The following is a 21,031-nucleotide window of genomic DNA, read 5'->3' on the forward strand; positions in this document are numbered from 1 at the left end:
TTATAAAAATATAACCACCTTTTATTACTAGGTCATAAAAGGTGTTGACAATATAGAAATTCTATTGTTATGATTCATCATGTGGAAAGGTTGATAGAGAGTAAAAAGAGAAATGTTTTTCATTGATAATAAAAGCGAAAAATAAGTGACGATAGAGTGAGTATATTTTCCTTATAATAGATGCTTTTTGGATCATCTAGTAAAATCAATCTGGAAGCAAGAATTGATATATGTAAGTTGCGCAAGGCGCGGCATAAGAAAGGAGCAAAAGGATGAAGGAGCTTCATACGTTTGGGTGGTATGCAGCACGTGTATCACCACATTTGCCGAAAAAAGCATTTAAACCAGTGCCTACTCGTTTATTTGGTGGACTGGCTTATTTGCTTGTGGCATTGGCGGGGTTAATATCGATTGGTGTATTTGAATTGAATGTGTGGGCGAATCTAGGAATTGCGATTGTTCTTGGATTATGTTTTGCTTCACTTGGATTTTTAGGGCATGAAATTTTACATGGAACTGTTGTAAGAAAGGCATGGCTTCGTGACTTCTTAGGCGCGATTGCATTTATGCCATTATCAACAGGGCCAAAGCTTTGGAGAAAGTGGCATAATGCAACGCATCATGTTCATACACAGCATGAAGAGAATGATCCGGATGCATGGCCGACACTTGAGAAACTTAAGAAGAGTAAGTTTTTGAGTTGGGTATATCGTATGCCTTTACATGTACGTTCATTCTTTAGTTTTCTGTCACTAACAATTCAATTTACATTGCATTCGACTCGAATGTTCTTTCATTTTATAAAAGAGTTCAAGTCATCCAATCAAAAATCTGTATGGCTTCAACTTCTTTTGCCTTGGACAGTTTGGATTAGTTTATTGTTTATTATGGGACCTGGAAAATGGTTATTTGCATATGTCATTCCGTTGTTAATTGCTAACTTTATTGTAATGGCATATATCGCAACAAATCACCGCTTAAATCCAATTGTTCCAGTAAATGATCCGTTAGCAAACTGTTTGTCAGTAACAGTGCCGCGCTGGGTAGACGTTTTACATTTCAATTTCTCATATCATACAGAACATCATCTGTTTCCTGCTATGAGTTCTAAATACTATCCGTTAGTAAAAGAGAAGATTAAAGAAATGTGGCCGGAACGCTATCATGAGATGCCGATGACAAAAGCTTTGGCAGCGCTATGGAATACACCACGTGTGTATTATCAAGGAAGTGAATTAGTGGATCCGCATAGAGAGCATTTCTATGGTTCTTTAGGAAATGGACTAGATCCTCATAATATTTCATATCGTGAGGAACATATAGAGGAAGAAAAGAGTATTAAAAAAGTAAATCAGTAAACATTAATATATTTTTGCAATGAAAAAGCAAGCCATCTCAGGCTTGCTTTTTCTTATAAAGAAACTTCCTTTTTGTTCTTTTTATGGAATTGGACGGAGTTAGTTTCTTTTCGTTGTAGTCGTTTTTCTAAGAGATTAACAAAATAAGTAAATAGAAGAACAAGTACGAGATAGTATACACCAACGATTATGTAAGTATCTAATTGTTGGAAGTTACCTGCTGCAATTGATAAACCTGATCCCCATAACTCGGACAGTCCTACGTAAGCGACAAGTGAAGAGTCTTTTAATCCGATAATAAATTGGTTTCCTAGAGGAGGAAGAGACAGACGAAATGCTTGTGGTAATATAATCCGGCGCATAGCTAAAGGGTAAGGCATACCTAAGGAGCGAGCGGCTTCCAATTGTCCCCGGTCGACGGATTGAATGGATCCTCGGAAAATTTCCGTAATATATGCACCGTTATGAATTGCTAAAGCGATTGCTCCTGCCCAAAAAGGGGAGAAAACAATGACAGATGTAATGCCAAAATAGAGAATTGCGATTTGAACGATTAAAGGTGTACCACGAATAATAGCAATATAGATATGAGCAATGCTATTTAAAACTTTGTTATTCGAGATCCGAAAGAAAGCAAATAATAATCCAATTAATGAACCGAGTACTAGGGAGGTTAATGTTAATTGTAATGTGACAATAGTAGCTTTTAAGAGTGTGGGATAGGTAGAGATAAAAATTTCAAACATGCGTTTCACCTCATATTGTATAGATTTTAGTAGAGAATGAAATGCCCCACATAAAATGAACATTTAATCAGTGGGGCACTGTTTATGAATCTTTTGAATGGCTAACTTACTTCGTTTTTTCCTCTTCACCGAGAATATTACGCCCGAACCATTTTTTACTGATCTTTTCATACGTACCATCTTTAATGATTTCATCTAACGCTTTATTTACTTTCTCAACCATTTCTTTATCATCTTTGCGAATAGCAATTCCCATTTCATCAAGATTTAATGGTTTTCCGGCTTCTTTTATATTTGATTTTCCTTCTTTTATCATACGTAGACCAACCATTTGATCCGTAATTACTGCGTCAACACGCCCAGGCTCTAAATCCATAAGAGCAGTAATATCGCTGTCATATTCAGTGATTTGATCTGTATATTTTGCAACCAGATTTTTAAAGGTACTAGCTTTTACAACACCAATTTTCTTACCTTTTAAATCTTCTGGAGAAGAGATAGCGTTATTCTTTTTAGCTACAAAAATTTGGGCGCCAGAGCGATAGTACGGATTTGAGAAACTAACAGCTTTTAAGCGCTCCTCTGTAATTGCCATACTACCCAGTATTACATCATATTTCTTCGCTTGAAGACCTTGAATCAGCGTTTCCCATGGGTTTGTAACTGGCGTAGCCTTCATGTTCATCTTTTTAGCAAGAGCTTCACCGATTTCTACATCAAAACCGACAAGTTTGCCGTCATTTTCTTTATAGTTAAAAGGTTTGTATAATCCACTCATCGCATAGCGAAATTCTTTTTCACCATTTGTTGAAGTAGTAGAGCTTTCTTTGCTACAAGCTCCTAGTATGAAAGATGTACATAGTGTAATGCTAGCAACAATGGTTAATAGTTTTCTTTTCATAAAACCCCTCCTATATATTGATCATACGGATGGTTTTTTAGTATGTTATTGAAATATTTTATTTGGATGATTAGTTGTGCACCGTATGAATGTATTCTTTTTCGTTCGAAACAAAAGTTACATTATAAAACGTTGCGTAAAAATTGTTTTGCCCGTTCATGTGATGGAGCTGAAAAGAATTGTGCTGGCGGAGCATCTTCTACAATCTTTCCATCATCCATAAAGATGACGCGATCAGCTACATCTCTTGCGAAATTCATTTCATGAGTAACAATAACCATTGTCATCCCTTCTTCAGCAAGTTCTTTCATAACTTGCAATACTTCTCCAACAAGTTCAGGGTCTAAAGCTGAGGTAGGCTCATCAAATAGCATAATCTTAGGGCTCATTGCAAGAGCTCGTGCAATGGCAATGCGCTGTTTTTGACCACCTGAAAGAAGATGAGGAGTTACATCTGCTTTATCTTGAAGGCCGACTTTTTGGAGAAGTTGAGTTCCAATATCCTTTGCATTTGCTTTCTCTAATTTTTTTACGTGAATAGGTGCTTCTATGATGTTTTCTAGTGAGGTCATATGAGGAAAGAGGTTAAAGTGCTGAAAAACCATACCGACATTTTCACGGACTTTATTTAAATTTGAATGCTTTGGATCAATTCGCTCACCTTGTAAGTGAATTTCGCCTTCATCGTACATTTCTAAAAAGTTAAGACAGCGAAGTAATGTACTTTTACCAGAACCACTGGCACCAATTAAAACAACAACTTCTTTTTCTTTTACTTCTAAATCAATTCCTTTTAACACATCAAGTGAACCGAATGATTTTACTAGATTTCGAACTTGAATCATACAAAACCCCCAGTTAAAAATATATTTTACAAATGTTGCCCCTTATTTCTGTTATTAGTCATAAATTGTCAGAATCCTTTATTTTTTCGTGCAATTTGATATTCAAAGAAATAATTTTTTTAAAATCTCTATATCCTTCTATAATGAAAATATGGATAATAATATATAGGTAGTATTTATATTGCTTATAAAAAGGGGGAAAGGGAAGATGGAAAAAGAAAGGAAAACATTTTCTTTTGGATTACGTACACAACTTATGCTATTCACTACAGTTTTAGCTTTCATTACATATTCAACAAGTATCTTTTTTATTTACGTGATATACGATTATTTTCAAAGTTATGTAAGTCAAACTGTATATAATATTATCGTTATGTTATTAGGGGTAGTATGGTCTGGAATTTTAGCATATGGAGCAGCCGTATTTTTAATTAAACCGCTTCGCAAGTTAGAGGAAGCGGCAAGAAAAGCAGCTGAGGGTGATATTCGTGAAGATGTTCCATTACCGAAGACAGATGATGAAATTAAATCTTTAAGTGTTGCATTTAATATGATGTTAGGAAACTTAAGGGGCATGGTAAAAAATATTGATACAACATTTTCGTATACAAATAATCAAGTACAGCAGATTAGAAAACAAACAGGCGAAGCAACGAGACAAGCGCAAGGTGTATCTGAGACACTTGCAGAAATTTCTTCAGGCGCTGAGCAATCAGCGGCATCAATTCAAGCAATTGTTTCTGCTGTTGATACAACGACTTCTATTGCAAGTGAAGTAGAAGAAAAAGCGAAGCAGTCTGATACATTGTCTTCAGAAATGGTTGAAGCTTTAGGGCATAGTACTCGTGTCTTTACGTCTTTAATTCAAGGTATTCAAACATTGGCAAAAGAAAATGAAGATTCAATGCAAAATGTACAGAAGTTAGAAGAACGAATGAAACAAGTAGAACATATTGTGTCTGTTGTGAGTGCGATTGCTAGCCAAACGAATTTATTAGCACTAAATGCTTCTATTGAGGCAGCTCGCGCAGGAGAGCATGGAAGAGGCTTTGCGGTTGTTGCGGAAGAAGTACGGAAACTTGCTGATGAAAGTGATCATTCTGCAAGAAACATATCGCAGTTATTACGGAATATGCAAGATGAAGTACAACAAGTTGCAATGAAAATGACAGAACAAGTGAAAATAGCTAAAGAAGAGGCGAAACGTGGGGAAGCTACGGAATTAATTTTAAAAGAAATGTCATCAAGTGTTATGGAAGTAGCCGATGCAACTCAGCAAATTAGTAGTTATATGAATGAACAAGTGAGCCACATTCATCAAACAGGAGCACAAACAAAAGCTGTAGCAGCAATTGCTGAAGAAACGTCAGCTGGTTCGCAAGAAGTGGCGCGTGTGACGCTACAACAGTCTAAAAATATGATAGTAATCGATCAATTATTAAAGGATTTAGAGAAACAAGCAACTGATTTGAAACAAACAATTGAACGATTTTCAATGTAAAAGGAAGAACAGAATGCTGTTCTTCTCTTTTTTATTTAGCTTGATTTAATATTTACAGTTAAACTATGAACGTTTCCGCAACATTCTTTTCTGTCCCTTTCGGATGAAAATTATAGCGAGCTATAATATTAAAAGGGGTGTCTTTTATGAAAAAAGAAAAAAGACAACGGTTAATTAAACAATTTGTAAAGGAGTATGAAATAGATAAGCAAGAAAGATTAGTAGAATTGTTAGCAAAAAAAGATGTATTAGTAACACAAGCTACGGTTTCTCGCGATATTCGTGAGTTAAACTTAACGAAGGTACCTTCTCAAGAAGGATTAATGATATATAAAGTTTTCTCAGAAGAGCATGTACAAACTGATATAAAGTTAAAGAAAAAATTACGAGAAGTTGTTGTGAAAATTGATTGTGTAGATCAATTAATGGTTATTAAAACATTACCTGGTAATGCACATGTTATTGGTGTTTTATTTGATGAGTTAGATTGGAAAGAAAAAATAGGATGTATATGTGGAAATGATACATGCCTTATAATTTCACAGTCGAAATCAGATAGGGAGATTATAGAAGAAAGATTAAATTTAATTATTTAGATGCAAAAATCTTGTTTTTAATAAAATTAAAAACAGGATTTTTGTTTAAATACGGAAGTTAAATATTCAACATATATGCGTAATATATGTATTTTTTATTGAGAAAGCGAGATAGTTTGTTATAAAAATACATATTCGTATGATTTAAAAAAAATAACTTGTTTAATATTTCACAATGATAATGTGGATACTTTCACAAAGATGAAAGTGCAGAGCATTTATTATGTACTTGTAAGACATCAAACATATTTAAAAGGAGGTACAACAAATGAAACATCCGATACATGTTACTTCAGAAATTGGAGAATTACAAACGGTTTTATTAAAACGACCGGGTAAAGAAGTGGAAAACTTGACGCCAGATTATTTGCAGCAATTATTATTTGACGATATTCCATACTTACCAATTATTCAAAAAGAGCATGATTATTTTGCACAAACGTTACGCAATCGGGGTGTTGAAGTTCTTTATTTAGAAAAACTAGCCGCTGAGGCGTTAGTAGATAAAAAACTTCGAGAAGAATTTGTTGATCGTATTTTAAAAGAAGGACAGGCCGACGTAAATGTTGCACATCAAACTTTAAAAGAATATTTACTTTCCTTTTCAAATGAAGAATTAATTCAAAAAATTATGGGCGGTGTACGGAAAAACGAAATTGAAACAAGTAAGAAGACACATTTATATGAATTAATGGAAGATCACTATCCGTTTTACTTAGATCCAATGCCTAATTTATATTTTACTCGTGATCCAGCAGCTAGCGTGGGCGATGGCTTAACGATAAATAAGATGAGAGAACCAGCGCGTAGACGTGAATCATTATTCATGGAGTACATCATTAAATATCATCCAAGATTTGCAAAACATAATGTACCAATCTGGTTAGATCGTGATTATAAATTTCCAATTGAAGGTGGCGACGAGCTAATTTTAAATGAAGAAACAATTGCGATTGGAGTATCTGCTCGTACTTCAGCTAAAGCAATTGAACGTTTAGCTAAAAATCTCTTTAGCCGACAAAATAAAATTAAGAAAGTGTTAGCAATAGAAATTCCAAAATGTCGAGCATTTATGCATTTAGATACAGTATTTACAATGGTTGATTATGACAAGTTTACAATTCACCCAGCCATTCAAGGGCCAAAAGGGAATATGAATATTTATATTTTAGAAAAAGGATCAGATGAGGAAACTCTTAAAATTACACATCGTACTTCTTTAATGGAAGCATTAAAAGAGGTATTAGGCTTAAGTGAATTAGTTCTTATTCCATGTGGAGGAGGAGATGTAATTGCTTCTGCTCGTGAACAATGGAATGATGGCTCGAACACATTAGCAATCGCGCCAGGTGTAGTTGTTACATATGATCGCAACTATGTATCTAATACGTTATTACGGGAACACGGTATAGAAGTGATTGAGGTGCTAAGTTCGGAATTATCTCGTGGTCGTGGGGGTCCACGTTGCATGAGTATGCCAATTGTTCGTAAAGATATTTAGTATAAATAACGGAGAAAGTAGGGATGAATTATGTTAATGACTAGACCAAATTTAAAAGGAAGAAGCTTTCTAGCAGAAAAAGATTTTACACAAGAAGAATTATTATATTTTCTAGATTTGGCAGCAGAATTAAAAGAGAAAAAGAAAAATGGTATTCCGCATCATTATTTAGAAGGTAAAAATGTAGCGCTCTTATTTGAAAAAACTTCTACTCGTACACGTTGTGCATTTACAGTAGCATGTACAGATTTAGGAGCAAATCCTGAATATTTAGGGAAAGGTGATATTCAACTTGGGAAAAAAGAATCTGTAGAGGATACAGCAAAAGTGTTAGGGCGTATGTTTGACGGAATTGAGTTTCGTGGATTTAATCATGAAACCGTAGAATCTTTAGCACAAAATTCTGGTGTGCCGGTTTGGAATGGATTAACAGATATGTGGCATCCAACACAAACACTAGCAGATTTATTAACAATTAGAGAACATATAGGGAAATTGAAAAATGTGAAGCTCGTTTACGTTGGCGATGGACGAAATAATGTTGCTAATAGCTTACTAGTTGGTGGAGCAATCGTTGGAATGGATGTACGTATTTGTACACCGGAATCTTTATGGCCTGCACAAGAAGTAATTGATTTAGCAAAAAAATATAATGAACAGGTAATGATAACAAGCAATGTGGAAGAAGCTGTTGCGAATGCGGATGTAATTTATACAGATGTATGGGTGTCTATGGGGGAAGAAGAAAAATTTGCTGAACGTGTCGAGTTATTGAAACCTTATCAAGTAAATATGAAAATGATTAAAGCAACAGGGAATGAAAACGTGATTTTCTTACATTGTTTACCTGCATTTCATGATGTTGAAACGATGTATGGCGAAGAAGTTTATGAGAAATATGGGTTGAAAGAAATGGAGGTAACTGACGAAGTATTCCGCAGTAAACATTCAAAAGTATTTGATCAAGCTGAAAATAGAATGCATACAATTAAAGCGGTTATGGCAGCTACTTTAGGAAATATGGAGTAAAGAAGAAAGGGAGTCTTCCTTTCTTCTTTCTCCTCCTTTAGACACGATCATTCACTATTGCTTTTGTATTGTTATTGCAATTTAAGAGAGGTGAGTGGAATGGGTGAAGATAAGAAATTAGGGTTGTTTACACTAACGGCTCTTGTAGTTGGGTCTATGATTGGCGGTGGAGCCTTTAATTTAGCGAGTGATATGGCAAAAGGTGCTGGTGCTGGAGCCATTATTATTGGCTGGGTTATAACAGGAATTGGGATGATTGCACTTGGATTATCTTTTCAAAATCTAACTGTAAAACGGCCAGATTTAGATGGTGGTATTTTTAGCTATGCAAAAGCAGGGTTTGGTAATTTTATGGGGTTTAATAGTGCGTGGGGATACTGGCTATCTGCTTGGCTTGGAAATGTAGCTTACGGTACATTATTGTTTTCTTCATTAGGATATTTCTTCCCGATCTTTGAAGGCGGTCAAAATGTAGAATCCATTATTGGTGCAAGCGTATTATTATGGTGTGTTCACATGTTAATTTTACGTGGAGTTCAATCAGCAGCCCTTGTGAATTTAGTAACTACAATCGCAAAATTAGTACCTGTATTTGTATTTATTGTCATAGGAATCTTCGCGTTTCATATTGATACGTTCTTAGATGGATTTTGGGGGCAAGCTGGTTCTTTTTCATGGGGAGCAGTTGGCAGCCAAGTTAAAAGTACAATGCTTGTAACTTTATGGGTATTTATTGGGGTAGAAGGGGCTGTTGTTTTATCCAGTCGAGCAAAAAATAGAAGTGATGTAGGGAAAGCAACCGTTATTGGCTTAATTGGTACACTCATCATTTACATTTTAATCACATTATTGTCTCTTGGACTTATGCAGCAAGCAGATATTGCAGGTTTGAAAAATCCGGCTATGGCTTATTTATTTGAAAGTGTTGTTGGAAAATGGGGTGCTATCTTTATTAATTTAGGTTTGGTCATCTCTGTATTAGGTGCTTGGTTAGGTTGGACTTTGCTCGCTTCTGAAATTCCATATTTAGCGGCTAAAGATGGAGTATTTCCAAAATGGTTCGCAAAAGAAAATAAAAATAAGGCTCCAGTAAATTCATTATGGATAACAAATGGTTTAATACAAATGTTCTTGTTAACATTCGTCGTTTCTGATCAGGCGTATAACTTTGCATTCTCTTTAGCATCTTCAGCTATTTTAATCCCATATGCTTTTTCAGCGTTTTATCAACTGAAGCATAGCTTAAAGTCTGAAGAAGCAGATCGAAATAAAAATATAATAATTGGCTTGATAGCAAGTATTTATGGCGTGTGGCTAGTTTATGCAGCTGGTTTAGAGTATTTATTATTAACAATGACTTTATATGCGCCAGGTATTTTTATTTTTTACAATGTTCAAAAGCAAAAGAGTTCGAAGCAAATATTTACTCGAGTGGAATTAGCATCATCCGTAGCAATTGGTGCTTTAGCATTCTTTGCGATTTATGGATTAATTACAGGCAGTATTACTTTATAAAGCGCTGTGAAAGCGAAATCAACTGGAGGGCTGGAATATGGCACGAAGAAAAATTGTAGTTGCACTAGGGGGAAATGCGATACAGTCTGGAGAAGCTACTGCGGGAGCGCAGCAAGAAGCGTTGGAAAAAACGGCAGAACAACTTGTGAAAATAATGGAAAATGATGTGGATATAGTAATTGCGCATGGAAATGGCCCACAAGTGGGGAATATTTTATTACAGCAAAAAGCTGCAGAAACGGAAAAGACACCTGCAATGCCATTAGATACTTGTGGGGCAATGAGCCAAGGAATGATTGGATATTGGATGGAAAATGCGATTGAAAAGGCATTGAAAAAACGGAATATAAAAAAAGACGTAGCAACGGTTATAACACGCGTTGTTGTGGATAAAAAAGATGAGGCATTTAAAAATCCAACTAAACCAATCGGTCCTTTTTATACAGAAGAAGAGGCCAGAAGATTAATGGATGAAACAAAAGCAGTGTTTAAAGAAGATGCTGGTAGAGGATGGAGACGTGTTGTTCCATCACCGAAGCCTGTAAGTATTCATGAACATAAAGTGATTAATTCTTTGGTCGAAGATGGAAATATAGTGATAGCTGTTGGCGGAGGTGGAATTCCAGTAATTGATTCCGAAGAAGGGCTAAAAGGAACTGAAGCGGTTATCGATAAAGATTTCGCTGCACAGAAATTAGCAGAATTAGTAGATGCCGATACGCTCGTTATTTTAACTGCAGTTGATCATGTGTATGTAAATTATAATCAACCGAATCAAAAAAAATTAGAGCATGTCACAGTGAATCAATTAGAAGAATATATTGAAGAACAACAATTCGCTGCGGGAAGCATGCTTCCGAAAATTGAAGCTGCTATTAATTTTGTTAATACAAATCCAAAAAGAAAAACAATTATTACGTCTTTAGAAAAAGTATATGAAGCACTAGAAGAAAAAGCTGGTACTATTATTTCAAAACAGAATGTATGCATGTATGTTTAAATTCTTATGTACGCTACTTAGTAGTAAAAAAGAATGGAGTTAGTAACTTCATTCTTTTTATTTATTAATATTTTTTGTACTCATTGTTCATAAAGTTTTCATGATGAAATCTGAATATGTAAGTTAATTATGATAAAATTCAAATTGAATACGCTTTCTTGATTTTTTCGCTCCAACATACAGCAAGAGAGAGGGAATTTTATGAATAGACGGAACGTAGTGAAAGACTTAAAGCAGTTCGAATTATTTGCTCATTTAACAGAAAAAAAATTGAAAGGCTTAACAGAGTTTGTTTATTGGCGAACTTATAAAAAAGGTCAATTTTTATTTTTAGAAGGGGATTCAAGAGAAAGAATTTACTTCATGTTAGATGGTTTTGTAAAGTTAGAGCGGGTTAATCAAAATGGGAACTTATTATACGATGACTATGTGAAGCGATATTCTATTTTTCCTTATGGTGGTATGTTTACAGACAGAGGATATAACTATACAGCAGAAGCAATGACGGATGTGGAGGTATATTATATTCCAACGGTAATCTTTGAAGATATGGTAAAGTCCAGCAGAACGCAATTGATGTACGTTGTTCAGCAATTATCATCTATATTAAAATTGAACGAAAATCGAGTGCAAAATATTACAATTCCTAATGCACAAGATCGTGTTATCCAAACGTTAAATTATTTAATGCAGGATTTAGGAGAACAGAGTGGAGAAAAGATTGTAATTTCATGTCCACTTACAACAATTGAAATATCCAAAATATCTGGAACATCTCGAGAGACAGTTAGCAGCGTATTAAAACAATTAAAAAATGATAGCATTGTTACAATTTTAGATAAAAAAATTACAATACATGATCCAACATATTTTGAAGAAATCTCTATGTGAAAATTGTATATTGATTTTTTAATTCATAGTGTATATTAATAAGGTTCTTTATATATTTATAAGGAACTTTTTTACGTTATCCTCTATAAAAAGATTGTATAGTATGGTAATAATAGCTAAAATCGATAATAAAATACAAAGTGAAGGGGAGAAAGAATGATTCGTATTGAGTATGATCGATTAGTAGCTATTTGTTACAGTATAGGGGTTTTGTTATTATTAAAAATTCCAAATGATAATGAATTAATTGGGGAAAAACTATTCAATGTCTATAAGGTTCCGATACATACGTATGTTTATATGGATTATAAAGTCTCAAATATATTGATTGTTTCTTTCATACTACATGTAATTGCATTTATATTATTTTTAAAATGGCTAGGAAAAAAGGAGTCTAGTACATTTAGAAAAACGAATAAGATAAAAGTAGTAGGCATTAGTATTTTGATTGTAATGATGCCGTTTATTTTAAATACAATCCTCCAGACATTGAATAAAACATGGTACTACGCAGGAAAAACAGGGGTAGAAGCAATAGAATATAAAAAAGAAGATAGCCAGTGTAGAATGGAGAAAAATGGAGAGAATATCCAACCGAAGTGCATTGTTACTTTAAAAAATTATCGTAATCATTCACAAGCATTAAAAGTTGTTTTATATGATAATGCAAACGAGAATTCAAAAAGCTATCCAGTACCGAAACCAGTCTATTTACAAAAACATGAGACAAAGCAATTCGAATTTCAAGTTCCTGTTTCTTATAATAGAGGTATTGAAAAAGATAAAGTACCAAATATTAAATTACATTCATTGCATGAAAATGATACGAAATACAATTAATCTGTAAGTAAAAGTTTATGAGTAGGAGCAAGAATTTGAAACGATATAGAAAATCAACTTGAATCATCCAACATACTGCGAGGTAACGGTATATTGGATGATTTTTTTATGTTATCCCCTTTTTTCACGTATGAAAAGGAGGAATACTTTGTTGGAAATGAAAAACATCACAAGGATCATACATGGTTTTTACTTTACGTAATCTGTGAAAGTTAGAGCCATAATAACTAGTTTGCCAATTTTTAATGTCGATATCGGGCCAGTTCACATAGTCACCTAGTGTATAAGGATCTAAGCTTTCTCGTAAACCTTTAACCCAGCGTATATTTCGATTTTCTTCATCATCGCATTTCCAAGAGGTAATGTATTCTTGAGCAATAATTGCTTTACGATGAAAATAAGCCGTTTTATTCGGCGAAATATTTTCAACAGCACCTATGAGCGATTGATGCCAAATACTAGCATCTTTATTCGGTGCATGAGAAAGAAAGTATTGCATGATTTGAATGCCTTTAAGGGGAATAGGTTTATAGACATAGGAACCAGAGCGCTTGAAATTTTCAGGGATGTTACCGCCATTAAAAAATTCAACAGCCTTTATATAAGGAACTTCTTCTATAAAGAGAGAGGGGCTACCAGTTTCAAGAAGAGGTGAAGAATGAGATTTACCTTTGTGAGAAATAAATAAAGCATAAGAATAAAGAATCTACATAGAGTTCAATGAAAACAGTTGCAAACTGTTCATATTTTGTTATGATAGTGTTACGAAAACGTTTGCATAAAATTCCGATGGGATGCAAAAGGAGAGAATGACTATGAATAAGACATGGTGGAAAGAAGCGGTTGCTTATCAAATTTATCCACGAAGCTTTATGGATTCAAATGGTGATGGTATTGGAGATTTACAAGGTATTATTGCAAAACTGGATTATTTAAAAGATTTAGGTATAGATGTAATTTGGATTTGTCCAATGTATAAGTCGCCTAATGATGATAATGGTTATGATATTAGTGATTATCAAGATATTATGGATGAGTTTGGTACAATGGCAGACTTTGATGCTTTACTAGATGAAGTTCATAAGCGTGATATGAAGCTTATTATTGATTTAGTTATTAATCATACGAGTGATGAACATCCATGGTTTATTGAATCACGTTCATCTAAAGATAATCCGAAGCGTGATTGGTATATTTGGCATGATGGTAAAGATGGTGCGGAGCCAAACAACTGGGAAAGTATTTTTAATGGTTCGGCATGGGAATATGATGAAGAAACAGAACAATATTATTTACATCTATTCTCACGTAAACAACCAGATTTAAACTGGGAGAATAAAGAAGTTCGCGAAGTACTATATGATACGGTTAATTGGTGGCTTGATAAAGGTATTGATGGTTTCCGCGTTGATGCGATCAGTCATATTAAAAAAGAAGAAGGCCTCAAGGATATGCCAAATCCAAAAGAGTTAAAATATGTGCCATCTTTTGATAAACATATGAATGTGAAAGGTATTCAACCTTTATTAGAAGAGCTAAAAGAAAATACATTCTCTAAGTACGATATTATGACTGTTGGTGAAGCAAATGGTGTTAAGATTGAAGATGCTGAGCTATGGGTTGGAGAAGAGCAAGGTAAGTTCAATATGGTATTCCAATTTGAACATTTAAGTTTATGGGATGCAGAGAAGAAGAAAGACCTTGATGTTGTAGGATTGAAAAAAGTATTAACGAAATGGCAAAAAGGATTAGAAAATAAAGGATGGAACGCTTTATATATTGAGAATCACGATAAACCACGTATCGTTTCAACATGGGGAGATGATAAACAATATTGGCGTGAAAGTGCAACAGCTCTAGGGGCGATGTATTTCTTTATGCACGGTACACCGTTTATTTATCAAGGCCAAGAAATTGGTATGACAAATGTTCAGTTACCAAATATTGAAGATTACGATGATGTAGCAATTAAAAATTTATATCGCGAGAAAATTGCAGAGGGCGTACCACATCAAGATATGATGGAGATTATATGGGCTTCTTGCCGCGATAATTCACGTACACCTATGCAGTGGAATGATGAGATGAATGCTGGTTTCACAACAAGTACACCTTGGTTTAGCATGAATCCAAATTACAAAGAAATTAATGTTGAAAAGCAAAAAAATGAAGAAAAGTCTATTTTCAATTTCTATAAGAAAATGATTGCCCTGAAAAAAGAGCACGATGTACTGAACTATGGTACGTACGATTTACTTTTAGAAGACGATCCACAAATTTATGCATATACACGTACGTTACAGGATGAAAAAGTCATTGTAATTAGTAATATCTCAAAAGAGGAAGCTGTGTATAATGAGGGTTCATTTGCACTAGAACGCAAACGTTTGCTTTTAAATAACTATGAAGTTGCGGAACATGAAGAAGTAACAACAATTGCTTTAAAACCTTATGAAACAAGGGTTTATCGCATTTCATAATAAAAAAGGATGCTCTTTGAGCATCTTTTTTTATGAAAAAAAATAAATTTCTATTGCAAAGTGAAAACGCTTTTATTAAAATAGATTTATGAAAACGGTTGCGTAAAAAGAAAAATGATATGAGGAATCGTTTTCATAAAAGGGACAGAAATTATAATTTAAATCATTATGTTGTTATAAATAAAGGGGAGGAAGAACAGATGAAAATTACGTCTTTTGATTTTTGGCAAAAGTTCGGGAAAGCTTTATTAGTTGTTGTAGCCGTAATGCCAGCAGCTGGTTTAATGATTTCCATCGGTAAGTTAATTGGTATGTCTGCTGGGGATGTTAACGCAGTTCATACAATCGCTCGCGTAATGGAAGACATCGGTTGGGCAATCATTACAAATCTACACATCTTATTCGCAGTAGCAATTGGGGGATCTTGGGCGAAAGATCGCGCGGGTGGTGCATTTGCAGCGCTATTAGCATTCGTCTTAACAAACCGAATTACAGGAGCTATATTTGGCGTAAACGCTGAAATGTTAGCGGATTCAAAAGCGAAAGTTTCTTCAGTAATAGCGGGAGATTTAATTGTAAAAGATTACTTTACTTCTGTACTTGGTGCACCTGCATTAAACATGGGAGTGTTCGTAGGGATCATCACAGGTTTCTTAGGAGCTACTTTATATAACAAATATTATAACTATAATAAACTGCCACAGGCATTAGCATTCTTTAATGGAAAACGATTTGTACCATTCGTTGTAATTCTTTGGTCTACAGTTACTGCGATTGTATTATCACTTCTATGGCCATTCATCCAAAGTGGGTTAAATGAATTTGGTCGCTGGATTGCAGCTTCAAAAGATAGCGCACCAGTTGTTGCACCGTTTGTATATGGAACGTTAGAGCGTTTATTATTACCATTTGGTTTACACCATATGTTAACGATTCCGATGAACTATACAGAGCTAGGCGGAACATATACGATGTTAACTGGTTCAAAAGTTGGACAAGTTGTAGCAGGACAAGATCCATTATGGCTTGCATGGATTACAGATTTAAATAATTTACTAGCAAATGGAGATACGAAGGCATATAACGATTTATTAAATAACGTTGTACCAGCTCGTTTCAAAGCTGGACAAGTTATCGGCTCAACAGCAGCGTTAATGGGGATTGCATTTGCGATGTTCCGTAACGTGGATAAAGAAAAGCGTGCAAAATATAAACCAATGTTTTTATCAGCAGCATTAGCAGTATTCTTAACAGGTGTAACAGAACCAATTGAATTCATGTTCATGTTTATTGCTCCAGTATTATATGTTGTATATGCTATTACAACAGGACTTGCATTCGCGCTAGCTGATTTAATTAACTTACGTGTTCATGCATTTGGATTTATTGAGTTAATTACTCGTACACCAATGATGGTTAACGCAGGTTTAACAAGAGACTTAATCAACTTTGTTATTGTTTCATTAGTGTTCTTCGGTCTTAACTTTACACTATTTAATTTCTTAATTAAAAAATTCAATTTACCAACACCAGGGCGTGCAGGTAACTATATTGATAATGAAGATGAGGCATCAGAAGGAACAGGAAATGTACAAGACGGTTCACTAGCAACAAAAGTTATCGATTTATTAGGTGGAAAAGAAAATATTGCTGACGTAGATGCTTGTATGACGCGCTTACGTGTAACAGTAAAAGATTTAGATGTTGTTGCACCAGAAGCACAGTGGAAACAAAATGGTGCTTTAGGACTTATTGTAAAAGATAAAGGTGTACAAGCGGTATATGGTCCGAAAGCTGACGTGTTAAAGTCAGACATTCAAGATATGTTAGGTGCGTAATAATATGAAATTGCTAACTTTAAACTGTCATTCTTGGCAAGAAGAGAATCAAATAGAAAAGATACAATACCTTGCTAAAGTAATTCAAGAAGAAGAGTACGATGTCATCGCATTGCAAGAAGTAAGTCAGTCCATACAAGCTGAAAATGTATGCGGTAACAAGAAAGAAGATAATTTTGGACTTTTACTATTAGAAGAGTTAAAAGCGCTACATGTAAAAGATTACAATATTACTTGGGATTTCTCTCATATTGGTTATGACGTGTATGAAGAAGGATTAGCGATTATAACGAAGCATAATATTATAAAAGAAGATACGTTCTTTATTTCAGAAAACGAGGATACAACGTATTGGAAAACGCGTAAAATTGTAAGTGCAACAATTGCTTATAATGGTAAGGATATAACGTTTTACTCTTGCCATCTCGGTTGGTGGAATGATGAAGAAGAGTTATTCGAAGGTCAAGTCGATCGTTTGATGGAGCGTGTAGATAGCAATAAGCTCGCCTTCTTAATGGGGGATTTTAATAACAATGCTCGGTTGGAAGGCGAAGGTTATGAGTATATGATGCAAAAAGGGTTGTATGACACATATGAATTAGCAATAGAGAAGGATGAAGGAACGACTGTCCAAGGTGAGATTGCTGGTTGGGATGAAAATAAACATAATTTGCGAATCGATCTAATATTGTGTAACCAAAGTAAAAAAGTTCATTCTTCAAAAGTTATTTTTAATGGTACAAACAGAAATGTAATTTCAGATCATTTTGGTGTAGAGGTTCAATTGGATATATAATAGAAGAAATCCTCACAGAGAATAAAAGCTGTGAGGATTTTTTTTAGGAATACAAGTATTTCCAAGAGAAAATACTTGTATTTTTTATGACATTTCATATATATTTGTTATTATTGAATGTAAAACCGATTTGGTCATTTTGTATTCATACTTTGACTCACTTCGTTATATAATGAAGTAAGTGAAAGTTAATGGGAAAAAATAGTACGTTTTTGGTTAATACACGATGTAGAAAGTGATATAATTGCAAAATGTATGTATCATTTTCTAAAGAAGGAAAAATATATAATTAGGTGATAACTTCTATGAAACAAATTTGGCGTATTTATAAGACAGATTTACGGAATGTAGCCAAACATTGGGCTGCAATTGTTATTGTTTTAGGATTAATGATTTTACCATCGTTATATGCATGGTTTAACATTAAAGCTTCTTGGGATCCGTATGGAAATACAAAAGAGGTTCCCATTGCAGTTTCTAACCAAGATGCAGGTTCTAATTTAAGAGGGAAAGATATTAATATCGGGAAAGAGATTGTAGACTCCCTTAAGAAAAACAAAAATCTTGGCTGGAAATTTGTAGATGAAAAACAAGCAATTTACGGAGTTGAGCGTGGGGATTATTATGCAAGTATTACGATTCCAAAAGACTTCTCTGAAAAAATCGCAACTGTTCTGGATGAAAATCCGAAAAAACCAGAACTGGATTACTATGTAAATGAGAAAGTAAACGCGATTGCACCGAAGATTACAGCAAAAGGTGCATCAGGTATTACAGAAGAAATTAGTAAAAACTTTGTTAAAACAGCAAACGGTGAGATTTTTAAAATTTTCAATGACCTTGGAATCGATTTAGAAACAAACTTACCAAGTATCGAGAAAGTAAAAGATCTTGTATTTAAGTTAGAAGCGCAGTTCCCAGAAATGAATACACTCATGGATAAGGCGTTAGATGATGCGACTCGAGCAGAAGATATTGTGAAAGTGGCGCAGAAAGATTTACCTGTTGTAGAGAGTGTAATAAATGATGGGCAGGAAGCATTGGCGAATTTAGATAAGTTCTTTGCAAGACAAGATCAAACATTAAAAAACGCTCCAGGAACGATAAGAAATGATTTAGTAGCAGCAAAAGGCGTTATGGATAGTGCAGCTGTATTTACTAACTTTTTAATGAATCCAGGTGTGGATTTAAATATTCCTGATTTCTCTGGAATGAATGGATTACCTGAATTCCCTGCAAGACCGGACCTTTCTAAGTTGAATAATGACGGATATAAAAGTATAGCGCAAAATATTAATCAAACAGTAAATAATGTTTTAAGCTCATCACGTGCAGGAACAGCTTATGGGAAAAGTGTTTTAAATGGATTGCAAAATGGTCAGTTTGATCCAGAACAAGCAAAGAAAGATTTAAATGCAGTATCAAATCAATTGCAAGCTCGTACAGAAGGTATTTCGTATCTTATTAATGTATTTACTGAACTTCAAAACTCAGCGACGACTGATTTTGGAAAAAGCTTTTTCCAAGGGCGAGTGGATCGCCTAACTAAGCTGAAAAGTGGTATGGAAAATGCAAACAACGGTATTAAAGATATTGTAAATGTTATCGGTACAGGACAAGAAGTAAAGAAAGATGTAACAGATGTAGCAAATCAAAAATTAGATGCAGCAAATGCATTAATTGATCAAGCTGAAAAAGATTATAATGAAACGTTTGTAGCAGATTATAAAAAAGCAGTTAGCACAGTAGATCAAGCGAAAGCTAATGCGAATGAAATATACGATAATGCAAAAGCTGATTATGATAAAGCGAAAAATGGTCTAGAAAGTACTAAATCTAGTGTCCAAAAAGCACTAGAGGATGTACAAAACAAAGGTATTAATGGTTTAGAAGGTTCGAAGGAAGCCTTGAAAAGCTTAAATGGTCAATTCCAATCTGGAATCGGTTTAATTGATGATATGATTCCAGTTCTAGAAAGTACAAATAAGGTTTTAGCGGATGTAAATAGTGATAAAAACCTTAATAATGGAATCGCAAAATTAAACAAAGCGAAAAGCAGCTTACAAAAAGGTGTAGAGGCAACGAATAAGGGAATTACACTTCTTAACAATGGCCAGAAACCTACAAAAGATGTAATTGAAAGTATTAACAACGCTGCGAAGGGCGGATCAGCTCAATTAACAGATGTATTATCGACGTATGATTCAGAAATTGTACCTAATTTCAATACAGCAATTGCTCGTACAAAAGAGATGTCGAAAAATACAACTCAAATTTTAAATGATGCAGACAAAAAGCTTCCAGATGTTAAAAAATTACTAGAAGATTCATCAAAAGGCTTAGTAGACGGTAGAAAGAAATTAGTAGACATTAAAGCTGAAATGCCGGAGACTGAGAAAAAGATTAAAGAATTAGCAGATAAAATTCGTGATTTTGAATCTGAAGAGGATTTAAAAGACATCATACGCTTATTGAAAAACGATGTTGAGAAGCAAAGTGATTACTTTGCGAATCCAGTAAATTTAAAAGAAAATAAATTATTTGCGATGCCGAACTACGGTTCAGCGATGTCACCATTCTATACAGTGCTTGCATTATGGGTAGGCGCATTATTAATGGTTTCATTATTAACGGTAGAAGTACACGAAGAGGGCGCGAATTATAAGAGCCATGAAATTTACTTCGGACGTTTATTAACATTCTTAACGATAGGTCTTTCACAAGCGTTTATCGTATCGATGGGAGATATATTCTTACTCGGTACGTACGTAGTCGATAAGTTCTGGTTTGTGTTATTTAGTTTATTTATTGGTGGAGTCTTCGTTTGTATCGTATACTCACTCGTTTCTATTTTCGGAAACGTTGGGAAATCGATGGCGATTATTTTACTTGTACTACAAGTAGCAGGATCGGGCGGAACATTCCCAATCCAAATGACACCAGCGTTCTTCCAAGCGATTTATCCGTTCTTACCATTCACATACGCAATTAGCGCAATTCGTGAAACAGTTGGTGGAATGCTTTGGGATATCGTAACGCGAGATTTACTTGTGTTAAGTGCTTTCGTAGTAGTTATGATTGTTGCTGCGTTATTACTGAAAACACCAATTAACAAATCAAGTGAAAAATTTGTTGAGAATGCAAAAGGAAGTAAAATCATTCACTAAAATAAAAGGTTCCTACCGATAGAGGTA

The 21,031-nt window shown here is 34.4% G+C and carries 15 protein-coding genes and 3 pseudogenes; 14 read left to right on the forward strand and 4 right to left on the reverse strand.

Annotated elements, in window-relative coordinates; genetic code table 11:
* Window positions 1-272: 272 nt before the first annotated feature.
* Window positions 273-1,358, forward strand: a complete 1,086-nt coding sequence (gene desB, locus AC22L0_RS23900; protein WP_000661226.1) for a Delta(10) desaturase DesB — start codon at window positions 273-275, stop codon at window positions 1,356-1,358.
* Window positions 1,359-1,411: 53 nt separating this feature from the next.
* Here the strand turns inward: desB and AC22L0_RS23905 are convergent, their stop codons facing one another.
* From AC22L0_RS23905 to AC22L0_RS23915, 3 genes are all read right to left on the reverse strand, one after another.
* Window positions 1,412-2,167, reverse strand: coding sequence for an amino acid ABC transporter permease (locus AC22L0_RS23905; RefSeq protein ID WP_002004337.1), 756 nt, complete (start codon window positions 2,165-2,167; stop codon window positions 1,412-1,414).
* Window positions 2,168-2,210: 43 nt separating this feature from the next.
* Window positions 2,211-3,005, reverse strand: a complete 795-nt coding sequence (locus AC22L0_RS23910) for an ABC transporter substrate-binding protein (RefSeq protein ID WP_000823768.1) — start codon at window positions 3,003-3,005, stop codon at window positions 2,211-2,213.
* A 122-nt stretch (window positions 3,006-3,127) separates the two neighbouring features.
* Window positions 3,128-3,850, reverse strand: coding sequence for an amino acid ABC transporter ATP-binding protein (locus AC22L0_RS23915; protein ID WP_000616925.1), 723 nt, complete (start codon window positions 3,848-3,850; stop codon window positions 3,128-3,130).
* A 373-nt stretch (window positions 3,851-4,223) separates the two neighbouring features.
* On the opposite strand from AC22L0_RS23915, the pseudogene AC22L0_RS23920 reads away from it, so the two are divergent.
* The 9 genes and pseudogenes from AC22L0_RS23920 to AC22L0_RS23960 form a co-directional block, all read left to right on the forward strand.
* Window positions 4,224-4,409 (forward strand): annotated as a pseudogene (locus tag AC22L0_RS23920) (HAMP domain-containing protein); the annotation flags it as partial.
* A 369-nt stretch (window positions 4,410-4,778) separates the two neighbouring features.
* A pseudogene (locus AC22L0_RS23925) lies at window positions 4,779-5,351 on the forward strand (methyl-accepting chemotaxis protein); the annotation flags it as partial.
* Window positions 5,352-5,497: 146 nt separating this feature from the next.
* Entirely contained in the window at window positions 5,498-5,947 is a 450-nt protein-coding gene (argR, locus tag AC22L0_RS23930) for an arginine repressor (RefSeq protein WP_000711827.1), read from the forward strand.
* A gap of 268 nt (window positions 5,948-6,215) precedes the next feature.
* On the forward strand, window positions 6,216-7,448 hold the full coding sequence (gene arcA / locus AC22L0_RS23935; RefSeq protein ID WP_000682331.1) for an arginine deiminase: 1,233 nt from the start codon (window positions 6,216-6,218) through the stop codon (window positions 7,446-7,448).
* A 30-nt stretch (window positions 7,449-7,478) separates the two neighbouring features.
* A complete protein-coding gene (gene argF / locus AC22L0_RS23940; RefSeq protein ID WP_000930289.1) occupies window positions 7,479-8,477 on the forward strand; it encodes an ornithine carbamoyltransferase in 999 nt (332 codons plus the stop codon).
* Between the two features lie 99 nt (window positions 8,478-8,576).
* The gene (arcD, locus tag AC22L0_RS23945; RefSeq protein WP_000503410.1) at window positions 8,577-9,992 is read left to right on the forward strand and encodes an arginine-ornithine antiporter; all 1,416 of its coding nucleotides are present in this window, start codon (window positions 8,577-8,579) and stop codon (window positions 9,990-9,992) included.
* A 37-nt stretch (window positions 9,993-10,029) separates the two neighbouring features.
* Window positions 10,030-10,992, forward strand: a complete 963-nt coding sequence (arcC, locus tag AC22L0_RS23950; RefSeq protein WP_000113948.1) for a carbamate kinase — start codon at window positions 10,030-10,032, stop codon at window positions 10,990-10,992.
* A 201-nt stretch (window positions 10,993-11,193) separates the two neighbouring features.
* Window positions 11,194-11,883, forward strand: a complete 690-nt coding sequence (locus AC22L0_RS23955; RefSeq protein ID WP_001081905.1) for a Crp/Fnr family transcriptional regulator — start codon at window positions 11,194-11,196, stop codon at window positions 11,881-11,883.
* Between the two features lie 156 nt (window positions 11,884-12,039).
* Window positions 12,040-12,723: a hypothetical protein gene (locus AC22L0_RS23960; protein ID WP_000619194.1), complete on the forward strand. Its 684-nt coding sequence runs from the start codon at window positions 12,040-12,042 to the stop codon at window positions 12,721-12,723.
* 124 nt (window positions 12,724-12,847) lie between these two features.
* On the opposite strand, the pseudogene AC22L0_RS23965 reads toward AC22L0_RS23960, so the two are convergent.
* Window positions 12,848-13,384: pseudogene (locus tag AC22L0_RS23965) on the reverse strand (BBE domain-containing protein); the annotation flags it as partial.
* A gap of 154 nt (window positions 13,385-13,538) precedes the next feature.
* Between AC22L0_RS23965 and AC22L0_RS23970 the strand changes: the two are divergent.
* The 4 genes from AC22L0_RS23970 to AC22L0_RS23985 all read left to right on the forward strand — a co-directional run bounded on the left by AC22L0_RS23970 (window position 13,539) and on the right by AC22L0_RS23985 (window position 21,004).
* Entirely contained in the window at window positions 13,539-15,203 is a 1,665-nt protein-coding gene (locus AC22L0_RS23970; RefSeq protein WP_001044703.1) for a glycoside hydrolase family 13 protein, read from the forward strand.
* 200 nt (window positions 15,204-15,403) lie between these two features.
* Window positions 15,404-17,041 (forward strand): PTS transporter subunit IIBC, encoded by a 1,638-nt coding sequence (locus AC22L0_RS23975; RefSeq protein ID WP_000705560.1) that lies wholly within the window; start codon window positions 15,404-15,406, stop codon window positions 17,039-17,041.
* A gap of 4 nt (window positions 17,042-17,045) precedes the next feature.
* Window positions 17,046-17,837 carry an endonuclease/exonuclease/phosphatase family protein gene (locus AC22L0_RS23980; protein ID WP_000771984.1) on the forward strand — a complete coding sequence of 264 codons (792 nt, stop codon included), beginning with the start codon at window positions 17,046-17,048 and terminating at the stop codon, window positions 17,835-17,837.
* Window positions 17,838-18,142: 305 nt separating this feature from the next.
* The gene (locus tag AC22L0_RS23985; protein ID WP_000810074.1) at window positions 18,143-21,004 is read left to right on the forward strand and encodes a YhgE/Pip domain-containing protein; all 2,862 of its coding nucleotides are present in this window, start codon (window positions 18,143-18,145) and stop codon (window positions 21,002-21,004) included.
* The last annotated feature ends 27 nt before the right edge of the window (window positions 21,005-21,031 follow it).

The sequence above is a fragment of the Bacillus sp. LQ01 genome (assembly GCF_057624735.1).